This is a genomic window from Brevundimonas sp. (assembly GCF_041688735.1).
Lineage (GTDB): Bacteria > Pseudomonadota > Alphaproteobacteria > Caulobacterales > Caulobacteraceae > Brevundimonas.
This window is the reverse complement of sequence record NZ_JBDNHO010000003.1, coordinates 14,012-30,689: the sequence shown is the minus strand read 5'-3', so window position 1 is coordinate 30,689 and position 16,678 is coordinate 14,012. Positions and strand designations below refer to the sequence as shown.

The 16,678-nt window shown below is 69.6% G+C and carries 16 protein-coding genes; 13 read left to right on the top strand and 3 right to left on the bottom strand.

The features are described 5' to 3' along the window. Window positions 1-24 precede the first annotated feature (24 nt). The 12 genes from ccmI (at window position 25) to ACESMO_RS00555 (ending at window position 12,938) form a co-directional block, all read left to right on the top strand. Window positions 25-825, top strand: coding sequence for a c-type cytochrome biogenesis protein CcmI (gene ccmI / locus ACESMO_RS00610; RefSeq protein WP_372706240.1), 801 nt, complete (start codon window positions 25-27; stop codon window positions 823-825). Continuing rightward, window positions 822-1,304, top strand: coding sequence for a cytochrome c maturation protein CcmE (gene ccmE / locus ACESMO_RS00605; protein ID WP_372706239.1), 483 nt, complete (start codon window positions 822-824; stop codon window positions 1,302-1,304). The genes ccmI and ccmE overlap by 4 nt, the downstream gene beginning before the upstream one ends. Beyond that, a complete protein-coding gene (locus ACESMO_RS00600; protein WP_372706238.1) occupies window positions 1,301-3,295 on the top strand; it encodes a heme lyase CcmF/NrfE family subunit in 1,995 nt (664 codons plus the stop codon). The genes ccmE and ACESMO_RS00600 overlap by 4 nt, the downstream gene beginning before the upstream one ends. Then, complete coding sequence (locus ACESMO_RS00595; protein WP_372706237.1) at window positions 3,292-3,789, top strand: cytochrome c-type biogenesis protein CcmH; 498 nt, start codon at window positions 3,292-3,294, stop codon at window positions 3,787-3,789. The genes ACESMO_RS00600 and ACESMO_RS00595 overlap by 4 nt, the downstream gene beginning before the upstream one ends. A 110-nt stretch (window positions 3,790-3,899) precedes the next feature. Next, window positions 3,900-5,447: a trypsin-like peptidase domain-containing protein gene (locus tag ACESMO_RS00590; RefSeq protein ID WP_372706236.1), complete on the top strand. Its 1,548-nt coding sequence runs from the start codon at window positions 3,900-3,902 to the stop codon at window positions 5,445-5,447. An 88-nt stretch (window positions 5,448-5,535) separates the two neighbouring features. Next, window positions 5,536-6,207, top strand: coding sequence for a response regulator transcription factor (locus tag ACESMO_RS00585; protein ID WP_372706235.1), 672 nt, complete (start codon window positions 5,536-5,538; stop codon window positions 6,205-6,207). Between the two features lie 9 nt (window positions 6,208-6,216). After that, entirely contained in the window at window positions 6,217-7,635 is a 1,419-nt protein-coding gene (locus tag ACESMO_RS00580; protein ID WP_372706234.1) for an ATP-binding protein, read from the top strand. Between the two features lie 160 nt (window positions 7,636-7,795). Continuing rightward, window positions 7,796-10,699, top strand: coding sequence for a bifunctional [glutamine synthetase] adenylyltransferase/[glutamine synthetase]-adenylyl-L-tyrosine phosphorylase (locus tag ACESMO_RS00575; RefSeq protein WP_372706233.1), 2,904 nt, complete (start codon window positions 7,796-7,798; stop codon window positions 10,697-10,699). 65 nt (window positions 10,700-10,764) lie between these two features. Beyond that, window positions 10,765-11,388 (top strand): EF-hand domain-containing protein, encoded by a 624-nt coding sequence (locus ACESMO_RS00570; RefSeq protein WP_372706232.1) that lies wholly within the window; start codon window positions 10,765-10,767, stop codon window positions 11,386-11,388. Window positions 11,389-11,452: 64 nt separating this feature from the next. Next, complete coding sequence (locus tag ACESMO_RS00565; RefSeq protein ID WP_372706260.1) at window positions 11,453-12,016, top strand: RNA polymerase sigma factor; 564 nt, start codon at window positions 11,453-11,455, stop codon at window positions 12,014-12,016. Next, window positions 12,013-12,450, top strand: a complete 438-nt coding sequence (locus ACESMO_RS00560) for a hypothetical protein (RefSeq protein ID WP_372706231.1) — start codon at window positions 12,013-12,015, stop codon at window positions 12,448-12,450. Before ACESMO_RS00565 ends, ACESMO_RS00560 begins: the two co-directional genes overlap by 4 nt. After that, window positions 12,447-12,938, top strand: a complete 492-nt coding sequence (locus ACESMO_RS00555; protein ID WP_372706230.1) for a periplasmic heavy metal sensor — start codon at window positions 12,447-12,449, stop codon at window positions 12,936-12,938. Before ACESMO_RS00560 ends, ACESMO_RS00555 begins: the two co-directional genes overlap by 4 nt. A gap of 3 nt (window positions 12,939-12,941) precedes the next feature. Here ACESMO_RS00555 and ACESMO_RS00550 read toward each other — a convergent pair whose 3' ends face one another. From ACESMO_RS00550 to ACESMO_RS00540, 3 genes are all read right to left on the bottom strand, one after another. Further along, window positions 12,942-14,804 carry an ATP-binding protein gene (locus ACESMO_RS00550; RefSeq protein ID WP_372706229.1) on the bottom strand — a complete coding sequence of 621 codons (1,863 nt, stop codon included), beginning with the start codon at window positions 14,802-14,804 and terminating at the stop codon, window positions 12,942-12,944. Window positions 14,805-14,883: 79 nt separating this feature from the next. Then, on the bottom strand, window positions 14,884-15,456 hold the full coding sequence (locus tag ACESMO_RS00545; RefSeq protein ID WP_372706228.1) for a hypothetical protein: 573 nt from the start codon (window positions 15,454-15,456) through the stop codon (window positions 14,884-14,886). 101 nt (window positions 15,457-15,557) lie between these two features. Beyond that, window positions 15,558-15,968: a CBS domain-containing protein gene (locus tag ACESMO_RS00540; RefSeq protein WP_372706227.1), complete on the bottom strand. Its 411-nt coding sequence runs from the start codon at window positions 15,966-15,968 to the stop codon at window positions 15,558-15,560. A 167-nt stretch (window positions 15,969-16,135) separates the two neighbouring features. On the opposite strand from ACESMO_RS00540, the gene ACESMO_RS00535 reads away from it, so the two are divergent. Beyond that, window positions 16,136-16,627, top strand: coding sequence for a hypothetical protein (locus ACESMO_RS00535; protein ID WP_372706226.1), 492 nt, complete (start codon window positions 16,136-16,138; stop codon window positions 16,625-16,627). Window positions 16,628-16,678 lie beyond the last annotated feature (51 nt).

The window sequence follows — 16,678 nt, the reverse complement described above, 5'->3', positions numbered from 1 at the left end:
AAGGCGATGACGATCTTCTGGATCATGACCGCCCTGCTTGCCGCCCTGGCTGGACTGCTGACGCTGGCCGGCGCGCGCCGTGGCGAGGACGCTACGGCCGCGGTCAATGACGCCGCCGCGGTGGTGGAAATGGACGAACTGGACCGGCTGCGCGCGCGCGGCCTGCTAGACGACGCGGGCTGGACAGCCGCGCGCGCCGAGGCCGGACGCCGCATCCTGTCGTCCGAACGGGCCGCTGAGCCCGCGCGGGTGCGACCCGCCGATCGCCTGTGGGTTTTGGGAGGAACGGCCGTGACGGTGATCGCCGCCCTCGGCCTCTATGTCGCCGTCGGCGCTCCGGGCCTGCCGGATCAGGCCTATGAGCGTCGCGTGGACCAATGGGCCGGGCAATTGGACACGCTGGAGGCGCCGCAGGTCGCCGCCGTGATGAACCGCGTGGTCAGGGAACGGCCTCGCGACCCGGAGGCCCTGACCATGCTGGGCGCCGCGCGCTTCGAGGCGGGCGATCCGATCGGCGCGGCCTCGGCCTTCCGACGGGCGCTGGCGCTCAGGCCCGAGGACGCCCGGAGCTGGGCACGGCTGGGCGAAAGCCTGGTCCGTGCCAATGAGGGCCAGGTCGACGCCGACGCCGAGGCCGCGTTCCGCCAGGCCCTGACCCGCGACCCCGATCAGCTGGGCGCGCGTTATTTCATCGGCGAGGCGGCCCTGGCGCGCGGCGACGCGGCCACGGCGCGCCAGATGTGGTCGCCGTTGATCGCGGCGCTCGATCCCGCCGATCCCCGCCGGATCGATCTGGAATCCCGCCTGCCGGGCGCCGCCTCGTGAACTGGTTGCCACGATCGCCCAAGGCGAGGCGTCGCCTTTGGGTCGTCGTCGTCGTCGCCCCGGTCCTGGCGCTGGCCGTCGGCCTGTCGCTGTATGCGATGCGCGACAGCGTCACCTTTTTCTTCTCCCCGTCCGAAGCCACCGCCGAGAAAGCCCCGGCGGGCCGGGTCGTGCGGCTGGGCGGTCTGGTCGAGACGGGCAGCCTGGCGCGCGGTGCCGACGGCGAGGTCGTCTTCGCCGTCACCGACAATGTCGCCACCACCCGCATTTTCTATCAGGGCGATCTGCCCGACCTGTTCCGCGAAGGGCAGGGGATCGTCGCGCAAGGGGCGTTCCAGCCCGATCGCTCGTTCCGCGCCACCCAGGTGCTGGCCAAGCACGACGAGAACTACATGCCGCGCGAGGTTGCCGAGGCCCTGAAGGCCACGGCCGAGCGGCGTCCGGACACCGCCCTCGCTCCCGGAGCGCCCGTTTCGTGATCGTCGAACTCGGCGCCTTCGCCTTGATCCTCGCCCTCACCCTCTCGGTCCTGCAGACCGGCATGGGGGTGGCGGGCCGCGCCTGGCGCAGCCCGGTGCTGGCCGGCGCCGCCGACGGGGCCGCCATCGCCGCCGCCGTGGCCGTCGCCGTCGCCTTCGGCGCGCTGATCTTCGCCTTCGCCGTCTCGGACTTCTCGGTTTCCAACGTCGCGGCCAACAGCCATGTCGACAAGCCGATGCTCTACAAGGTGGCCGCCGCATGGGGCAGCCACGAAAGCTCGCTGGTCTTGTGGTGCCTGGTCATGACCGTCTTCGGCGCGGCCTTGGCGCGGGCGCGCGACCTGCCGTTCGGCCTGAAGACCTCGGCCGTGGCGACGCAGGGGCTGCTCGGCGCCCTGTTCCTGGCCTTCAGCGTCTTCACCTCAAATCCGTTCGCCCGCCTGGACCCCGCCCCTTTCCAAGGCGCGTCGCTGAACCCGCTGCTGCAGGACCCCGCGCTCGCCTTCCACCCGCCGCTGCTCTACTTCGGCTACGTCGGGTTTTCGGTCTGTTTCTCGCTTGCCGTGGCGGCTCTGATCGAGGGCCGGGCCAATTCCAGCTTCTGGCCCGCATGGGGCCGTTGGGTGCGGCCATGGGCGCTCGCCAGCTGGGCCTTCCTCACCGTCGGCATCACCGTGGGCAGCTTCTGGGCCTATTATGAGTTGGGCTGGGGCGGCTGGTGGTTCTGGGACCCCGTCGAGAATGCGTCGTTCCTGCCGTGGCTGGTGGGCGCAGCCCTGTTGCATTCCGCCGTCGTCACCGAACGGCGCGGCGCGCTGGCGGGCTGGACCACCTTCCTGGCCTTGCTGGCCTTCACCTTCTCCATGCTGGGGGCGTTTCTGGTGCGCTCGGGCGTGCTGACCAGCGTCCACGCCTTCGCCGTCGATCCCGAGCGGGGCCTGATGCTGCTGGCTATTCTGGGGCTCACGTCGGGACTGGCCTTCGCCCTGTTCGCCTGGCGCGCGCCGCAGTTGAAGGGCGGCGGCATGTTCGCTCCGGTCAGCCGCGAGGGCGCGCTGGTGCTGAACAACCTGTTCCTGACGGCGGCCGCCGCGACCGTCCTGCTCGGCACCCTCTATCCCCTGATCCTCGAGGCCGCGAACGGCGCGGCCATCTCTGTCGGCCCGCCTTATTTCGCCCTGACGTTCACGCCGCTGATGGTCGTGGCCCTGCTGATCCTGCCCGCCGGACCCATGCTGGCGTGGAAGCGCGGCGACGCGAGAGGCGCGGCTCAACGGCTGAGCGTGGCCGCAGGCCTGGCCATCCTCGTGGCGCTGCTGGGCTGGATGGCGTTCGAGCCGAAGAAGGCCTTGTCCGCCGCCGGCATCGGCCTGGGTGGCTGGCTGATCTTCGGGGCCTTGGCCGAGGTCGCCGCCCGCGTCCGCCTGTTCCAGTCGCCGCTCGCCGAAAGCCTGCGCCGCGCGCGCGGCCTGCCGTTCGGAGCCTGGGGTATGACGCTGGCCCACGCCGGGCTGGGAGTCTTCGTGCTCGGGGCGGTGGTCGAGACCGGCTATCGCGTCGAGGCCGCCCGCCCGCTGGCCGTGGGCCAATCGCTGGAGGTCGGCAAATGGACTGTCCGTCTGGACGACGTTCGCATCGTCGAAGGCCCCAACTATCTGGCCGAGCGCGGTCTGCTGACCGTCGCGCCGCGCGGCGGCGGCGAGACGCGTCAGGTCACCGCCGAGCGCCGTTTCTTCCCGGCGGGTGGGGAGACCACGACCGAGGTCGGACTCGACTTCCGGGGGCTGGACGACGTCTATGTGGTGCTGGGCGAGCGCGGCCGGACGCCCGAGGACGCGCCGGCGTGGAACGTGCGCGTCTGGTGGAATCCGTGGGTGCGGCTGATCTTCCTCGGCCCCTCGATCATGGCCCTGGGCGGGGTGCTGTCGCTGATGGACCGCCGCTTGCGGCTGGGCGTGGGCCAGAAACGCAAATCCGGGGCGACGCCGTGAGGCCCGCTCTGCTGGTCGCCGTGGCCGCCGTCGGCCTGATGGCCGCCGCGCCGCCGCCCGCGCCCGACCGTCCCCTCGCCGATCCGACCCAGGAGGCCCGGGCCCAAGCCCTGTTCGACGACATCCGCTGCGTCGTCTGTCAGCACGAGGCCATCGCCGACAGCCCGGCCGGCATCGCCGCCGACATGCGCGTTCTGGTCCGTGAACAGATCGCCGCCGGCCGCTCTGACCGCCGGATTCGCCAGGATCTGGTCGCCCGCTACGGCGACTTCGTTCTGTTCGAGCCGCCGTTCCGTCCGGGGACGTGGCTGCTGTGGTTCGGGCCGCTGGCGGGGCTACTCACCGTCGGGGCAGGCCTGTTGGTCTTCATCCGACGCCGACCCGTTCCGGCGCGGGAGGCCGCGCTTTCGCCTGAGGAGGAGGCGCGGTTGTCGGATATTCTCGCCGCGCGGGCGGATCGCCCCGATCCTGACGCAAAGCCGTCTGACGACTGAAGTCCTGCGGGCCTATCGTCGCGCCATGCATTGGCGATGATCGGCGCGACCCTATATCGTATGGCTCATCGGACGCGCGTCGCCCGATCAAGAGGATCACGAAGACACCCATGATGAAGCGCAAGGAATTCATGCTCGGAGCCGTCGCAGGCCTGACGCTCGCCGCCGCCGCGACTGCGGGTGGGGTCGTCGACTGGCCGTCCGCCCAGGCCGGCCCCGTCGCCGGGGTCTCCGGCCGCCTGGCCCCCAGCGCCGGTGCCTCGGGCCTGGCCTTCGCCCCGCCGCAGGGCGCGCCCCTCAGCTTCGCCGACATCGTCCAGCAGGTCGCGCCCGCCGTGGTGCAGATCGACGTGGAGACCCCGGTCACGCGCGGTCCGGGCGGCGTAGTTCAGATTCCAGGCACGCCCTTCCGCATTCCGATTCCTCAGCCGGAAGAGGGCGAGGAACCGCTGACGTCGCAAGGCGCGGGATCAGGCTTCTTCATCTCGGGTGACGGCTATATCGTCACAAACAACCACGTCGTGGCCAATGCGACCAAGATCACAGTCACTCTCTCCGATGGCCGCGAACTTGAGGCGCGGTTGGTGGGAGGCGACGTCCCGACCGATCTGGCGGTTCTCAAGGTCAACGGTGCCGATTTTCCTTTTGTGACTTTCGAGGAAGGTGCCCAGCCGCGTGTCGGCGACTGGGTCGTCGCCGTGGGCAACCCGTTCGGGCTGGGCGGCACCGCCACGGCCGGCATCGTCTCGGCGCAAGGCCGCAACCAGGTCGATCCCACGACGCCCTACACCGACTATATGCAGATCGACGCGGCCATCAATCGTGGCAACTCAGGTGGCCCAACCTTCGACATCTATGGCCGCGTCATTGGCGTGAACACGGCCATCTATTCGCAGACAGGTGGTTCGGTCGGCATCGGCTTCGCCATCCCGGCCTCGGTAGCCAAACCGATAACCGATCAACTCATGCGCGGGGGCCGCGTGGAGCGCGGCTACGTCGGCTTGGGACTTCGCACGTTGTCGCCAGAACAATGGGAAGCGTTGGGTCAACCGCGCGACTTCGACGGCGCGCTGGTCGAAAGCGTGACCGCCGGAGCACCTGCTGCGCAGGCGGGCGCTGAAATCGGTGACTATCTGGTCGGCGTGAACGGCGAAGCCGTCGAGAACGGCACGGACGCTACACGACGTGTCGGGGCCGCGCGTCCTGGCGACACCATTCGGCTGGAGGTCATCCGCGATGGTCGTCGTCGCACGCTGAACGTCCGCTCAGGCACGCGGCCGTCCGAATCGGAGTTACTGGCCGAGAACGGTCGCAATGGCGGCCCCGCCGCTCCGGTCCAACCCCCGGCGGTTCAAGGCGAGGCCGTCGAAGGCCTTTCCCTCGCGCCGCTGACGTCGGCGCTGCGGTCGCGCTATGAGATCCCGGACAACGTTTCGGGCGTTGTCATCACCGCCGTCGCGCCCCGCACCGCCGCCGCCCGCCGTGGTTTCGAACCCGGTTTTGTGATTACCCAAGCGAACAACCGGGCGGTCGCTTCTGCGGCTGATTTTCGCGCCGTGATCGCGGCCGCGCGACAGGCCGGTCGGCCCAGCGTGCTACTGTTCGTTCGCACGCCGCAGGGCACGGCGACGGTGCTGCTCGAACTTGCGGAAGAATGATCTTCCGCAATCTGAACAACCCGTAACTGCCCCGATCGCCGCCGATGCGCTAACATCGGCGGCGATTCACGTTCGAGGGGCTGATTCCATGCGTATTCTGGTGGTCGAGGACGACGCCGAGGCCGCGACCGCGATGGTCCGGGGCCTGACCGAGGCGGGACATGAGCCGACCCACGCCGTCGACGGAGCCTTCGGGCTGCTGGAGGCGCAGAAGGGCGGCTATGACGTCTATGTCGTCGATCGGATGATGCCGCGGCTCGACGGCATCGGCATGGTCGAGACCCTGCGCAAGGATGGCGACCAGACGCCGGTGCTGTTCCTGTCGGCCATGGGCGAGGTCGAGGACCGCGTCATGGGTCTGAAGGCCGGCGGCGACGACTATCTGGTCAAGCCCTATGCCTTCGCCGAGCTGATCGCCCGCGTCGAGGCGCTGGCGCGGCGTCGCGAGACGGGCTCGATCGCCACCATGCTGAAGGTCGGCGAGCTGGAGATGAACCTGATCGCCCGCACCGTGCACCGCGTCGGCAAGGAGATCGACCTGCAGCCGCGCGAGTTCCAGCTGCTGGAATTCCTGATGCGGCACGCCGGTCAGTCGGTGACGCGGACGATGCTGCTGGAGAAGGTCTGGGAATACCATTTCGACCCCCAGACCAACGTCATCGACGTCCACATCAGCCGCCTGCGCGCCAAGATCGACAAGAACTTCGATCACCCCATGCTGCAGACGGTGCGAGGCGCGGGCTACCGGCTGGAGCCCTGACTTTAGCCCGTGAAACTCCCCTCCCTCCTTCGCCGCACGCCCTTCCGGCTGACGCTGCTGTTCCTCGCCCTGTTCGCGGCGGCGGCCAGCGCCATCCTGGCCTATGTCTATCTGGCCTCGGCGTCGGAGGCCCGGACCAGGGCCGAGCGCGACGTACGCAGCGAGATGCAGGTGCTGACCGGCGTCTTTGACGCGCGTGGCTTCGACGCGCTTAACATGGCGCTGATCGACAGAACCCTGCGCGACAACGCCTTCCTCTATCTGCTGAAGAACCCCGACGGCAGCCAGGTCACCGGCAGCCTGACCATCTTCCCGATCGAGACGCTGGAGCAGGACCAGCAGTGGATCACCTTCCCCTTCACAGAGACTGACGCCGAAGGTCGGATCCGCCGGCCCCAGGTGCGTGGCGTCCAGACCCGGCTGGAGGGCGGCGGCATGTTGTTCGTCGGTCAGTCGCTGAGCGACACCGAGGCCTATCTGGCGCGCCTGACCCAGGCGCTGTGGGGGGCGATGGGGATCGTCCTGCTGCTGGGGCTGGGTGGCGGCGTTCTGGTCAGCCGCAATCTCGAACGCTCCATGGGCCGGCTCAGCCGCGTGGTGACGGCAGTTCAGGAAGGCGATCTCAAGGCCCGGGTACCCGTCCGCGACACCGGCGACGAGCTGGACGAACTGGGGCAGGGGATGAATGTTATGCTGGACCGGATGGAGGCGTCGATGGCCTCGATCCGCCACGCCGGGGACGCCATCGCCCACGACCTGCGCTCGCCCCTGACCCGCATGCGTGCCAGGCTTGAGGTGGCCCTGATCGACGCCGAGGCGGGCGAGATCGACGGGACCGAGGCCCTGGAGCTGGCTCTGTCGGAGGCCGACGAACTGCTGAAGACCTTCAACACCGTGCTGGCCATCGCGCGGTTGCAGGCGGCGACGGGCTCGGGCCGAACGCCAAATCCGACCCTGTTCGACGCCGCCGATCTGGCCGCCGACATGGCCGAGCTGTACTCGCCCGCAAGCGAGGACAAGGGTCTGGAGTTCTCGGCCGAGATCGAGCGCGGCCTGATGATCGAGGCCAATCAGCCCTTCCTCGCCCAGGCCCTGGCCAACGTCATCGACAACGCCATCAAATACACCCCGAGCGGCGGCGCCGTGATGCTGCGCGCCCGCCGCCGCAGTTCGGGCGAGATCGAATTCTCCGTCACCGACACCGGCCCCGGCGTGCCCGAGGAGGACCGCGAGCGCGTCATCGAACGCTTCGTCCGTCTGGATAACAGCCGCACCGAGGCGGGTTCAGGTCTGGGCCTGTCGCTGGTGGGGGCGGTGATGGAAGCGCACGGCGGTCGTATCCAGCTGGACGAAGGTCCGGGCGAATACGGCGGCTTCGGTCCCGGCCTGCGCGTCGCGCTGGTCCTGCCGGCGGCGGACGGCGCGTGAGTGACAACGCCCTCATCCCGCTCATCCCCGCGAAAGCGGCGACCCGGTTCTGTCCAGCGAGATGCACGGCGTCCCGGACATTCTTCGGAGTGGTATTCTGCGCCACCTATCTTCGAAAGCACTTGGTCCCCGCGTTGGCGGGGATGAGCGGAAGAGAAGAATGAGCGGGTCTGACGGAGACGTTGTGCTCGGATCACGCCTGCGGCCATGCGGGCCGGTGGTCGATGCGTCCGCCGCCGACCGCGCGCGCGCGCGTCTTTCGGACATCGCCGTCGAGGGTGGCTGGGCGCAGACGCTGGAAGGCGTGTGGCCGGCGCTGGCCCCCGTGTTCGCCGCCTCGCCCTATCTGTTCGGGCTCGCCTGTCGCTGGCCGGACATGCTGCGCGACGCGCTGGAACAGGACCCCGAGGCGCGACTGTCGTTCGTGCTCGCCGCCACCGAGGCGCTCAGCGGCGGTGCGGACGACGTCCGCGTCCCGCTGCGGCGTCTGAAGGGCGAGCTGCATCTGCTCACCGCCCTGGCCGATCTGGGCGGCGTCTGGACGCTGGATCAGGTCACCGGCGCGCTCAGCCGGTTCGCCGACGTCGCCGCGCAGGCGGCTCTGGCGGCCGTGGCGCATGACCAGCGCGAACGTGGCAAGCTGATCTCCGTAGCCGACGATCCCCGCGGTCCGGTTCCCGGCCTCTTCGGCCTGGCCATGGGCAAACATGGCGCCGACGAACTGAACTATTCTTCGGACATCGACGTCAGCCTGTTCTGGGAACCGGAGGCGGTTCAGACCGCGCTCGCCGACGGCGTCGAACCGCAGCGGTTCCTCGACCGTCTGGCGCAGGCCTTCGCCGGCCTGATGCAGGAGCGGACCGGCGACGGCTACGTCTTTCGCGTCGATCTGCGTCTGCGTCCTGACCCGTCCTCGACGCCGCCGGTCGTGGCCGTGCCCTTCGCCCTGCCCTACTACGAGAGCGTCGGCCAGAACTGGGAAAGGGCGGCCTTCATTAAGGCGCGGCCCGTCATCGGCGACCTCAAGGCCGGAGACGCGTTCCTGCAGGCGCTGACCCCCTTCGTTTGGCGGCGCAGCCTCGACTATCCCGCCGTTCTCGACATCCAGTCGATCAAGCGCCAGATCCACGTCCACAAGACCGGCGCGGGACTGGAGGCGTCCGGAGCGAACTTGAAGCTCGGACGCGGCGGCATCCGCGAGATCGAATTCTTCGCCCAGACCCAGCAACTGATCCTCGGCGGGCGGAACCCGGCCCTGCGCTCGCGCCGCACGATCGACGCGCTGGAGGCGTTGCGCGACGCGGGCCATGTGACGCGGGACGTCTGCGCCGAACTGGCGGGGGCCTATGGGCGCCTGCGCGGGCTGGAGCACCGGGCGCAGATGCTGGACGACGAGCAGACCCACATCCTGCCTGTCGATCCGGCCCGTCGCGCGGCGGTCGCGGCCCTGGCGGGCGAGGGCGACCTCGCCGCCTTCGACGCCGGAGTCGAGGCCACCCTGGTCGGCGTCAACCGGCGCTACGGTGAACTTTTCGAGGGCGAGGAGGCGCTGTCGTCGCCTTACGGCTCGCTGGTCTTTACCGGGGTCGAGAACGATCCCGAGACCTCGCTGACCCTGAGCCGGATGGGCTTTTCGGACCCCGCCATGGTGGCCGACGCCATCCGCAGCTGGCACCATGGGCGCATCCCGGCGACGCGCACGGCGCGCGGGCGAGAGCTGTTCACCCGGCTGGCCCCGCGCCTGCTGACCGCCATGGCCGACACCGGCGCGGCGGACGCGGCCTTCCGCCGGTTCGCCGTCTTCTTTTCGGCGCTGAGCACCGGCGTGCAGGTGCAGGCCCTGTTCATGGCCCAGCCCAGACTGTTCGATCTGGTGCTCGGCGTGATGGCCTTCGCGCCGCGTCTGGCGCGGACGCTGGGGCGCTATCCGGCCGCGCTGGACAGCATGCTGGACGCCCGCTTCGCCCGTCATATCGACGAGGACAGCGGCGTCATCGCCCAGATGCAGGTGGACATGGCGGCCGCGCCAGACTTCGAGGCCGCGATGAACGTGGTCCGGCGCGTCCACCGCGAGCAGATGTTCCGCATCGGCGTCCAGATCCTGACCGGGCGCGCCGACACCGAGGTCGCCAGCCGCGGCTACGCCGTCCTGGCCGACGCCTGTATCGCGGCCCTGGGACCCGCCGCCTTGGCCGAGACGACGCGTCAGGGCGGAGGCCTGCCGGAGGGCGCGGTCGCCGTCGTCGCCCTGGGCAAGGCCGGCTCGCGCGAGATGACGGCCAGTTCCGACCTGGACCTGATGACCGTCTATGACGCGCCCGCCGAGGTCGTCTCCGACGGCAAGGGGTGGGCCGCCGGGGTCTTCTATTCGCGTCTGACCCAACGGCTGATCGCGGCTCTGTCGGCCCACACGGCCGAGGGCGGGCTGTACGAGGTCGACATGCGCCTGCGCCCCGGCGCGGCCAAGGGGCCGGTGTCGCTGAGACTGGCGAGCGTCGAGGACTACTATGCCGACCGGGCCGACACCTGGGAGTTCATGGCCCTGACCCGCGCCCGCGTGGTCTGGTGCGACGATCCGGTCTTCGGATCGCGGGTCGAGGCCGCGCTGGAGGCCATCCTGCGGCGACCCCGGCCGGACGTGGACATCGCCGCCGACGCGCGGCGCATGCGCGACCTGATGGCCCGCGAGCGCCCGGCGCAGGGGTTCTGGGACCTGAAACTGACGGCGGGCGGGCAGGTCGACGCTGAATTCGCTGCCCAGACGCGCCAGCTCGCCGCCGCGGCCGACGGCGCGCCCCTGACGGTCTCGACGCTGGAGGCGCTCGCCGGCGCTCCGGCCCTGGCCGAGGCGTGGCGCCTTCAACAGGCCCTGACCCAGACGCTGGCGGCCGCCTTCGACGACCGGCCCGATCCTGACGAGGAACCCTCCGGCTTCCAGCGCCGACTGGCCGAGGCAGGCGGCTGCGCGGATTTCGAGACGTTGAAGGCGCGGCTGGTGGCGGCGCGGCGCGCGGCGCGGGCGGCCTTCGACGCCGCCTTGCCGCCGGTCGGCGACGGACTCTGACGCCGGGCGCGTAAAACTCTTCGACGGGGCTATGGCGCCGCCCAACGGCGGCATGGAGAACGAACATGAAGACCAGTTATTTGACCAGCGTCCTGACGGCCGTCGCCCTCGGCGGCGTCCTGATCGCGGGCGGCGTCGCCATGGCGCAGCAATCGACGCAGGATCGTCCCGCGCGCGGCATGCGCGCCGACGCGGACGCCGACGGCCGTCTGAATCAGGCGGAATTCGTCGCCTCGAGCGTCCAGCGCCTCAGCACCGCAGACGCCAACCGTGACGGTACGGTCGCGCCCGGGGAAATGCGCTCGGCCGCCCGGACGCGCATGGCCGACCGCGCCGACGGTCGGTTCGAGCGTCTCGACGGCGACGATGACGGCATGATCAGCCGTGCCGAGTTTGACGCGTCGCGCGCCGCGCGCGCCCAAGGCGGTCCTCGCGCCAACAACGAAGGTCGCCGGGGTCAGCGCGACGAACGCCTGCCCGTCCGTATGGACGCCCGGGCACCGGTGGTGATCGCCGAGGCCCGGACCAAGGCTGAACAGGCCTTCGCCCGCATGGACGCCAACGGCGACGGTTTCGTCGTGGCTGAAGAGCGTCGCGCCTTCGGCGAGCAGCGCCGCGAGCGCATGTCCGAACGTCGTGCCGCCCGTCAGGCGCGACAGGCGTCGCCTTCGACGCCCGCTTCGGAGTAAGCAGATGGCGGGCGCGGCGGTCATCGACCGGTCGGTCTCGCTGAATCTTTTCGCACGAGGCCGGATGGCGACGTTCGCCGACCCCGACGAGGAACTGGTGCGCCGCGTGGGTAAAGGCGACCCTGCGGCCATTCAGGCCATGGTGGCACGTAAGCTGCCTCGGATGCTGGCGCTCGCCCATCGCATGCTGGGCGACGCCGTGGAGGCCGAGGACGTGGCCCAGGAGGCGATGCTGCGGGCCTGGAGACAGGCTCCGGGCTGGGTCTCGGGGCGCGCGCGGTTCGACACATGGCTGCACCGGGTCGGTTTGAACCTCTGCTACGACCAGCTACGCCGCCGCCGCGAAATTCCGACCGAGACTCCGCCCGACCGGGTCTGGGACGGCCCGGCTCCCGATCGGGGCCTGATTGCGGCGGGTATCGGCGACGCGGTCAATGCGGCCCTGGCCCGCTTGCCCGAGCGCCAGCGCGCGGCCATCGTGCTGTGCCATTATCAGGAGCTGTCGAACATCGAGGCCGCCGGCCTGCTGGACGTCAGCGTCGAAGCGTTGGAGAGCCTGCTGTCGCGTGGACGTCGGGCGTTGAGACTGGCCCTGGCCGATCATCGGCCGGGCGCCGAAGGAGAATGAGAGACATGACGGCGGAACGGTTCCTCGCTCTGGTCGCGGCCTATGGCGCCGACCGACGGCGCTGGCCCGACGGCGAGCGGGCGGCGGCCGAGGCCTTCGTAAGGACGCGCCCCGAGATCGCGTGCCCGGCGCTGGATGACGCGGACGCGATGGACGCCTTGCTGGTCGCCTCGGCGAACCCCCGCGTAAGCCTGGAGCTGCGCGACCGGGTGCTGGCCGCCGCGCTGGCCACGGGCGGCCTGGCGGCGCGCCCGGGTCGTCGCTGGATGGACCGGCTGGGTCTCGTCTTCGGCACCGGATGGGCTGCGGCGGCCTGCGCCGGGGTGGCGGCGGGCCTCATGATGACCAGTCACGTCACGGCCGATGTCCGCGCGGACGCCGCGCTGTATGAGGCGTCACTGATCGGACTGGACGACACCGAGGTGCTGGGGTGAGGTCTGGAACCCTGAAGATTCTGCTGGCGGCTTCGGTGGCGCTGAACCTGTTCGCGGCGGCGGCGGCGACGACCCTGCTCGTCACCCGCGACCGCGTGGAGAACCACGCCGAGGCCCAGCGTCGACCGCGCAGCGCGCCGCTGGCCGACGTCCTCGCCGACATGGATCCCGAGGTGGGCGGGCGCGTGCGCTCGGCCCTGCGGGCCTCGGCTCTCGCGGCGCGGCCAGACTTCGACGAGGCCCGCCGGGCGCGGCGCGAGGCCGTGGGCCTCACCAACAGCGCCGATTTCGATCCGGCGGAGGTCGGGGCCCTGCTTGAGCACTCGCGCCAGGCCGAAATCCGGGGCCGCGCGCGGCTGGAAGCCGATGCCGTCGCCCTGCTCGACACGCTGGAATTGGCGGACCGCAAGGCCGTGTCCCGTATCCTGACGCGCAGGGGCTCGCGCAACGGCCGGGACAAGGCGCCGGAAACCAGGGCTCCGTCCTGACCCTCAGGCGGCGCGGGACCGGTCTTCCGTCTCCTCGCCGCCGGGGCGACGGATCGGCAGGACGAAACTGACCGTCGTGCCGCGCCCCGGTTCGCTGCGGATCAACAGCCTTCCGCCATGCAACTCAATCAGGGACTTGGTCAGCGCCAGCCCCAGCCCCGTGCCCTGGGTCGTCTTGGAATGCTGGCCCTCGACCTGTGCGAACGGCCGCGCCAGCCGCGCCAGATCCTCCTCGGCGATGCCGATGCCGCTGTCGGTGACGGCGACCCGGACCCGGTCATCGTCTTCCCGCGACAGGGCCACGACGATGTAGCCCCCTTGGGGCGTGAATTTCACCGCGTTCGACAGCAGGTTCAGGATGACCTGTTTGATGCCCCGATAATCGGCCTCGATGTCCGGCAGGTCGGGCGCGTCGACGATCAGCTTCAGACCCGATTCCTCGACCCGTCCGCGCATCAGACGCACGGCGTCGTCGACAACTTCCTTAAGCGACACCGTATCGTAGTGCAGCGTCAGCTTGCCGGCCTCGATCTTGGCCATGTCGAGGATGTCGTTGATCAGGCTCAGCAGGTGCTGGCCGGATTTCAGGATGTCGGCCGCGTAGCCCTTGTATTTCGGATCGCCCAGCGGCCCGAACATCTCGCCCGCCATGATCTCCGAAAAGCCGTTGATGGCGTTCAGCGGCGTGCGCAACTCATGGCTCATATTGGCCAGGAACTCCGACTTGGCCTGGTTGGCCGCCTCGGCGCGCGTCATGGCCAATTCATATTCGCGGGCCAGTTGGGACAGCTTATCCTCGCGGTCCTCCAGCTCGCCGATGGTGGTCTGCAGCCGCTCGGTGGCGCGCTGGCGTTCGGCTTCCTTGCGCTTGATGGCGGTGATGTCCGCCGCGCTGACGACCGAGCCGCCGTCAGAGGTGAAGCGCTCGACCAGTTGCAGCCAGCGTCCGTCATGCAGCTCGACCTCGCGCGCACCGGCCCGGCCGCCCGTCGCGGGCTGGTCAGACTTGATGGCCAGAGCGGCGATCCGGTTCAGGTCCTGCTTCAAGGCTCCCTTGCGGATCACCCCGTCCTCGAACTCGAATGCATCCTGAAAGGCCTGGTTCGACAGGATCAGCCGGCCCTGTTTGTCGAACAGGACGAAGGCGTCGGATACGCTCTCGATGCCGTCCCGCAGCCGGCTTTCCGCGGCCTGGGCCTGGGCCTTGGCGCGCCGCGCCTCGGTCGTATCCAGCGCCACGCCGACGATGGAGGTAAAGCCTTCGGGACCGGGGTCGCCCCGCGCCTGGCCCCGGGCGTCGATCCAGCGCGCGCTGCCGTCGGCGTCGGGCACGGGAAAGCTGACCTCGAAGTCGCCGAACACCCGGGCCTGCCGCACGGCGTGGACCACCGCCTCGCGATAACGCGGGTGCACGCGCTCCAGCAAGGCTTCAGTCGTGACGGGTTCGGTGGCGCTGAGGCCCATCATCTCGGCCATATAGTTGGACAGGCTGATCTCGTCGGCCTCGACGTCCCAGTCCCAAACCCCACAGCGCGCGGCTTCGACGGCACCCCGGAACCGCCGCTCGGACGCCGCCCAATCGTGGCTGATGCCCTGTTGCCGACGCTGCATCAGGACGACCAGCACTAGGGTGAACAGGCCGATGCCGATCGGCGCTCCCAAGACCCAGAGTTCGGTCCAGATCCGGCCGTCGGCCGCCGCGCCCATGCCCGCCTGGGGGGCGAGACTGCGCGCGACCAGCAGGACGTGGGCGGTGATCGCGAGCGCGAGCGTCAGTATGGAGATGCGCAGCCACGCGGGCGGGCCCTTGCCCCGGTCTGAGACGCGCTGTCCTGTTGGGGTTATGCGGCGCTTGTTGCCCCGCAAGGCGCTCTCCCGACCCGATTCACTGACGATGCCTGAATCTAGGCTGCGTCGCGGAGTCGTGTCGAGGCTTGTTGCCTTTTCAGGCGGCTCTTGAGGGCGCATTGGCAGCGACGTCGGCCGTGGGGGCGGCCAGGACGTCGTTCACCGATTTCAACAATTCGCGCGCGGCGCGGGCCAGACTCTGCATTTCGGTAGGCGCATCGTCTGGCGCCTCGCCGACCGAAGCCGCCAGCCGTTCGGCCAGGGCCAGCAGCCGGGGCGAGGCGGCGATCAGGCGGGCCTGGAATTCGATCTGGTCGGGGTCGCGGTCATACTCGGCGCCGGGCACGCGCCAGCCGCCCCAGTCCGCCTTGTCGGTCACGACCACGGGACAGGTGCCGGGGAAGGGGTGGTGGGTCCAGTCGTCGGCCGTCTGCCATTTGTTGCGCGCCCGCATCAACCGCCAATGCTCGCTTATGTTGGCGGCGGGGTCCTCGGTCGGCAGCAGCAACTCGTGGCCGAGAAACTCGCGGCCCAGGCCGACGTCATAGGTGACGCGAACAGGCTCTTCAAACCCCTTGGCCCAGACGGGCTGGACCTTCTCGATCTGGGCCCATGTGCCGACACATTCGACCCAGACCTTCTGCCCCTTCTGGAACTGCGCGCGCGCCATCGTTCTCCCTCACTTGGAGGAACAGCCTGTCATGCGGCGATGAACGTCTGGTTTTGCGACAGGGTTAAGGGGCATTAACGCCGCGCCCGACGCCGTTGTCCTCAGGGCCGGGAAATCTCTTCAAGGGCCTCGCCGGCGTATTTTTCCTTCACGCGCGTCGACAGGTCGCCCAACGAGACGACACCGACCAGACGGTCGTCCTTGTCGAGCACCGGAAGGCGGCGAATCTGCTTTGTGCCCATGGCGTCAAGCACCGTCTTCAGGTCGTCGTCGGCGCGGGCGGTGTGGGGATCGCGGGTGATGTATTCGACCACCGGCGCGCTGGGGGCGCAGCCCTTGGCCAAGGCGCGTATGGTCAGGTCGCGGTCGGTCACGGTACCGATCAGGGTGTCGCCGTCGGCCACGGGCATGAAGCCAAAATCTCCGGCGGCCATGCGCGAGGCGACCTCCTGGACGGTGTCGCCGGGACGGGCGACCTGGACGTCTTTGCTCATTACGTCGCGAATTTTCATCGGGAGTTCTCCTTGGATGGGGCTGCAGTAAGAACCCCCGCGTCCGCTGCTGGTTCCGGTTCAGCCAGATGACTGCCAGACAACGAAGCCCTCAGAGTCGTGTCAGGTGCCGCATGGTTTCCTGCCTCCAAGGTCCGCTTCGGATCGGAACGACGAGGAACACGAAAATGAACACCGCCATCATCAGGAAGGCCCTGCTTTCCACGCTGGCGGCGACGGCGGTCATGACGGCCACGCCGGCGCTGGCCCAGAACGTCACCTTCTCCATCGGCGTAGGATCGCCGGGCTACAGCCAGGGCTATGGCTATGGCTATGGCTATGACCGCGGCCACGGCAACGATCGCGGCTTCGGCCATGACCGCAGTTACGGCTATGATCGTGGCTTCGGCCATGACCGCGGTTACGGCTATGGTCGCGGCTACGGCGGTGACCTGCAAATCCGCGCCGAGCGCCTGGCCCAGCGGATCAATCGCGTCGCACACAATGGCCGCGTCAGCCGAGGCGAGGCGCAGCGGCTGAGCTGGGAGATGCAGCACTACCGGAGCCTGGAGTGGCGCTACGGCCGCGATGGCCTGAGCCGCCGGGAATATGCGGCGCTCAGCAACCGTCTGGACCGCATTGAGGTCATGCTTCGTCAGGAGCGCCGCGACCGCTGGTGACCGGCGCGATCTGAACGGGAGGGCCGCACCGGCGACGGGGCGGCCTTTCGT

Bases quoted from the DNA above. Each gene is read 5' to 3' on its own strand.
- ccmI (WP_372706240.1), top strand. From the start codon at position 25: ATGACCGCCCTGCTTGCCGCCCTGGCTGGACTGCTGACGCTGGCCGGC.
- ACESMO_RS00590 (WP_372706236.1), top strand. From the start codon at position 3,900: ATGATGAAGCGCAAGGAATTCATGCTCGGAGCCGTCGCAGGCCTGACG.
- ACESMO_RS00585 (WP_372706235.1), top strand. From the start codon at position 5,536: ATGCGTATTCTGGTGGTCGAGGACGACGCCGAGGCCGCGACCGCGATG.
- ACESMO_RS00575 (WP_372706233.1), top strand. From the start codon at position 7,796: ATGAGCGGGTCTGACGGAGACGTTGTGCTCGGATCACGCCTGCGGCCA.
- ACESMO_RS00570 (WP_372706232.1), top strand. From the start codon at position 10,765: ATGAAGACCAGTTATTTGACCAGCGTCCTGACGGCCGTCGCCCTCGGC.
- ACESMO_RS00565 (WP_372706260.1), top strand. From the start codon at position 11,453: ATGGCGACGTTCGCCGACCCCGACGAGGAACTGGTGCGCCGCGTGGGT.
- ACESMO_RS00560 (WP_372706231.1), top strand. From the start codon at position 12,013: ATGAGAGACATGACGGCGGAACGGTTCCTCGCTCTGGTCGCGGCCTAT.
- ACESMO_RS00545 (WP_372706228.1), bottom strand. From the start codon at position 15,456: ATGGCGCGCGCGCAGTTCCAGAAGGGGCAGAAGGTCTGGGTCGAATGT.
- ACESMO_RS00540 (WP_372706227.1), bottom strand. From the start codon at position 15,968: ATGAAAATTCGCGACGTAATGAGCAAAGACGTCCAGGTCGCCCGTCCC.
- ACESMO_RS00535 (WP_372706226.1), top strand. From the start codon at position 16,136: ATGAACACCGCCATCATCAGGAAGGCCCTGCTTTCCACGCTGGCGGCG.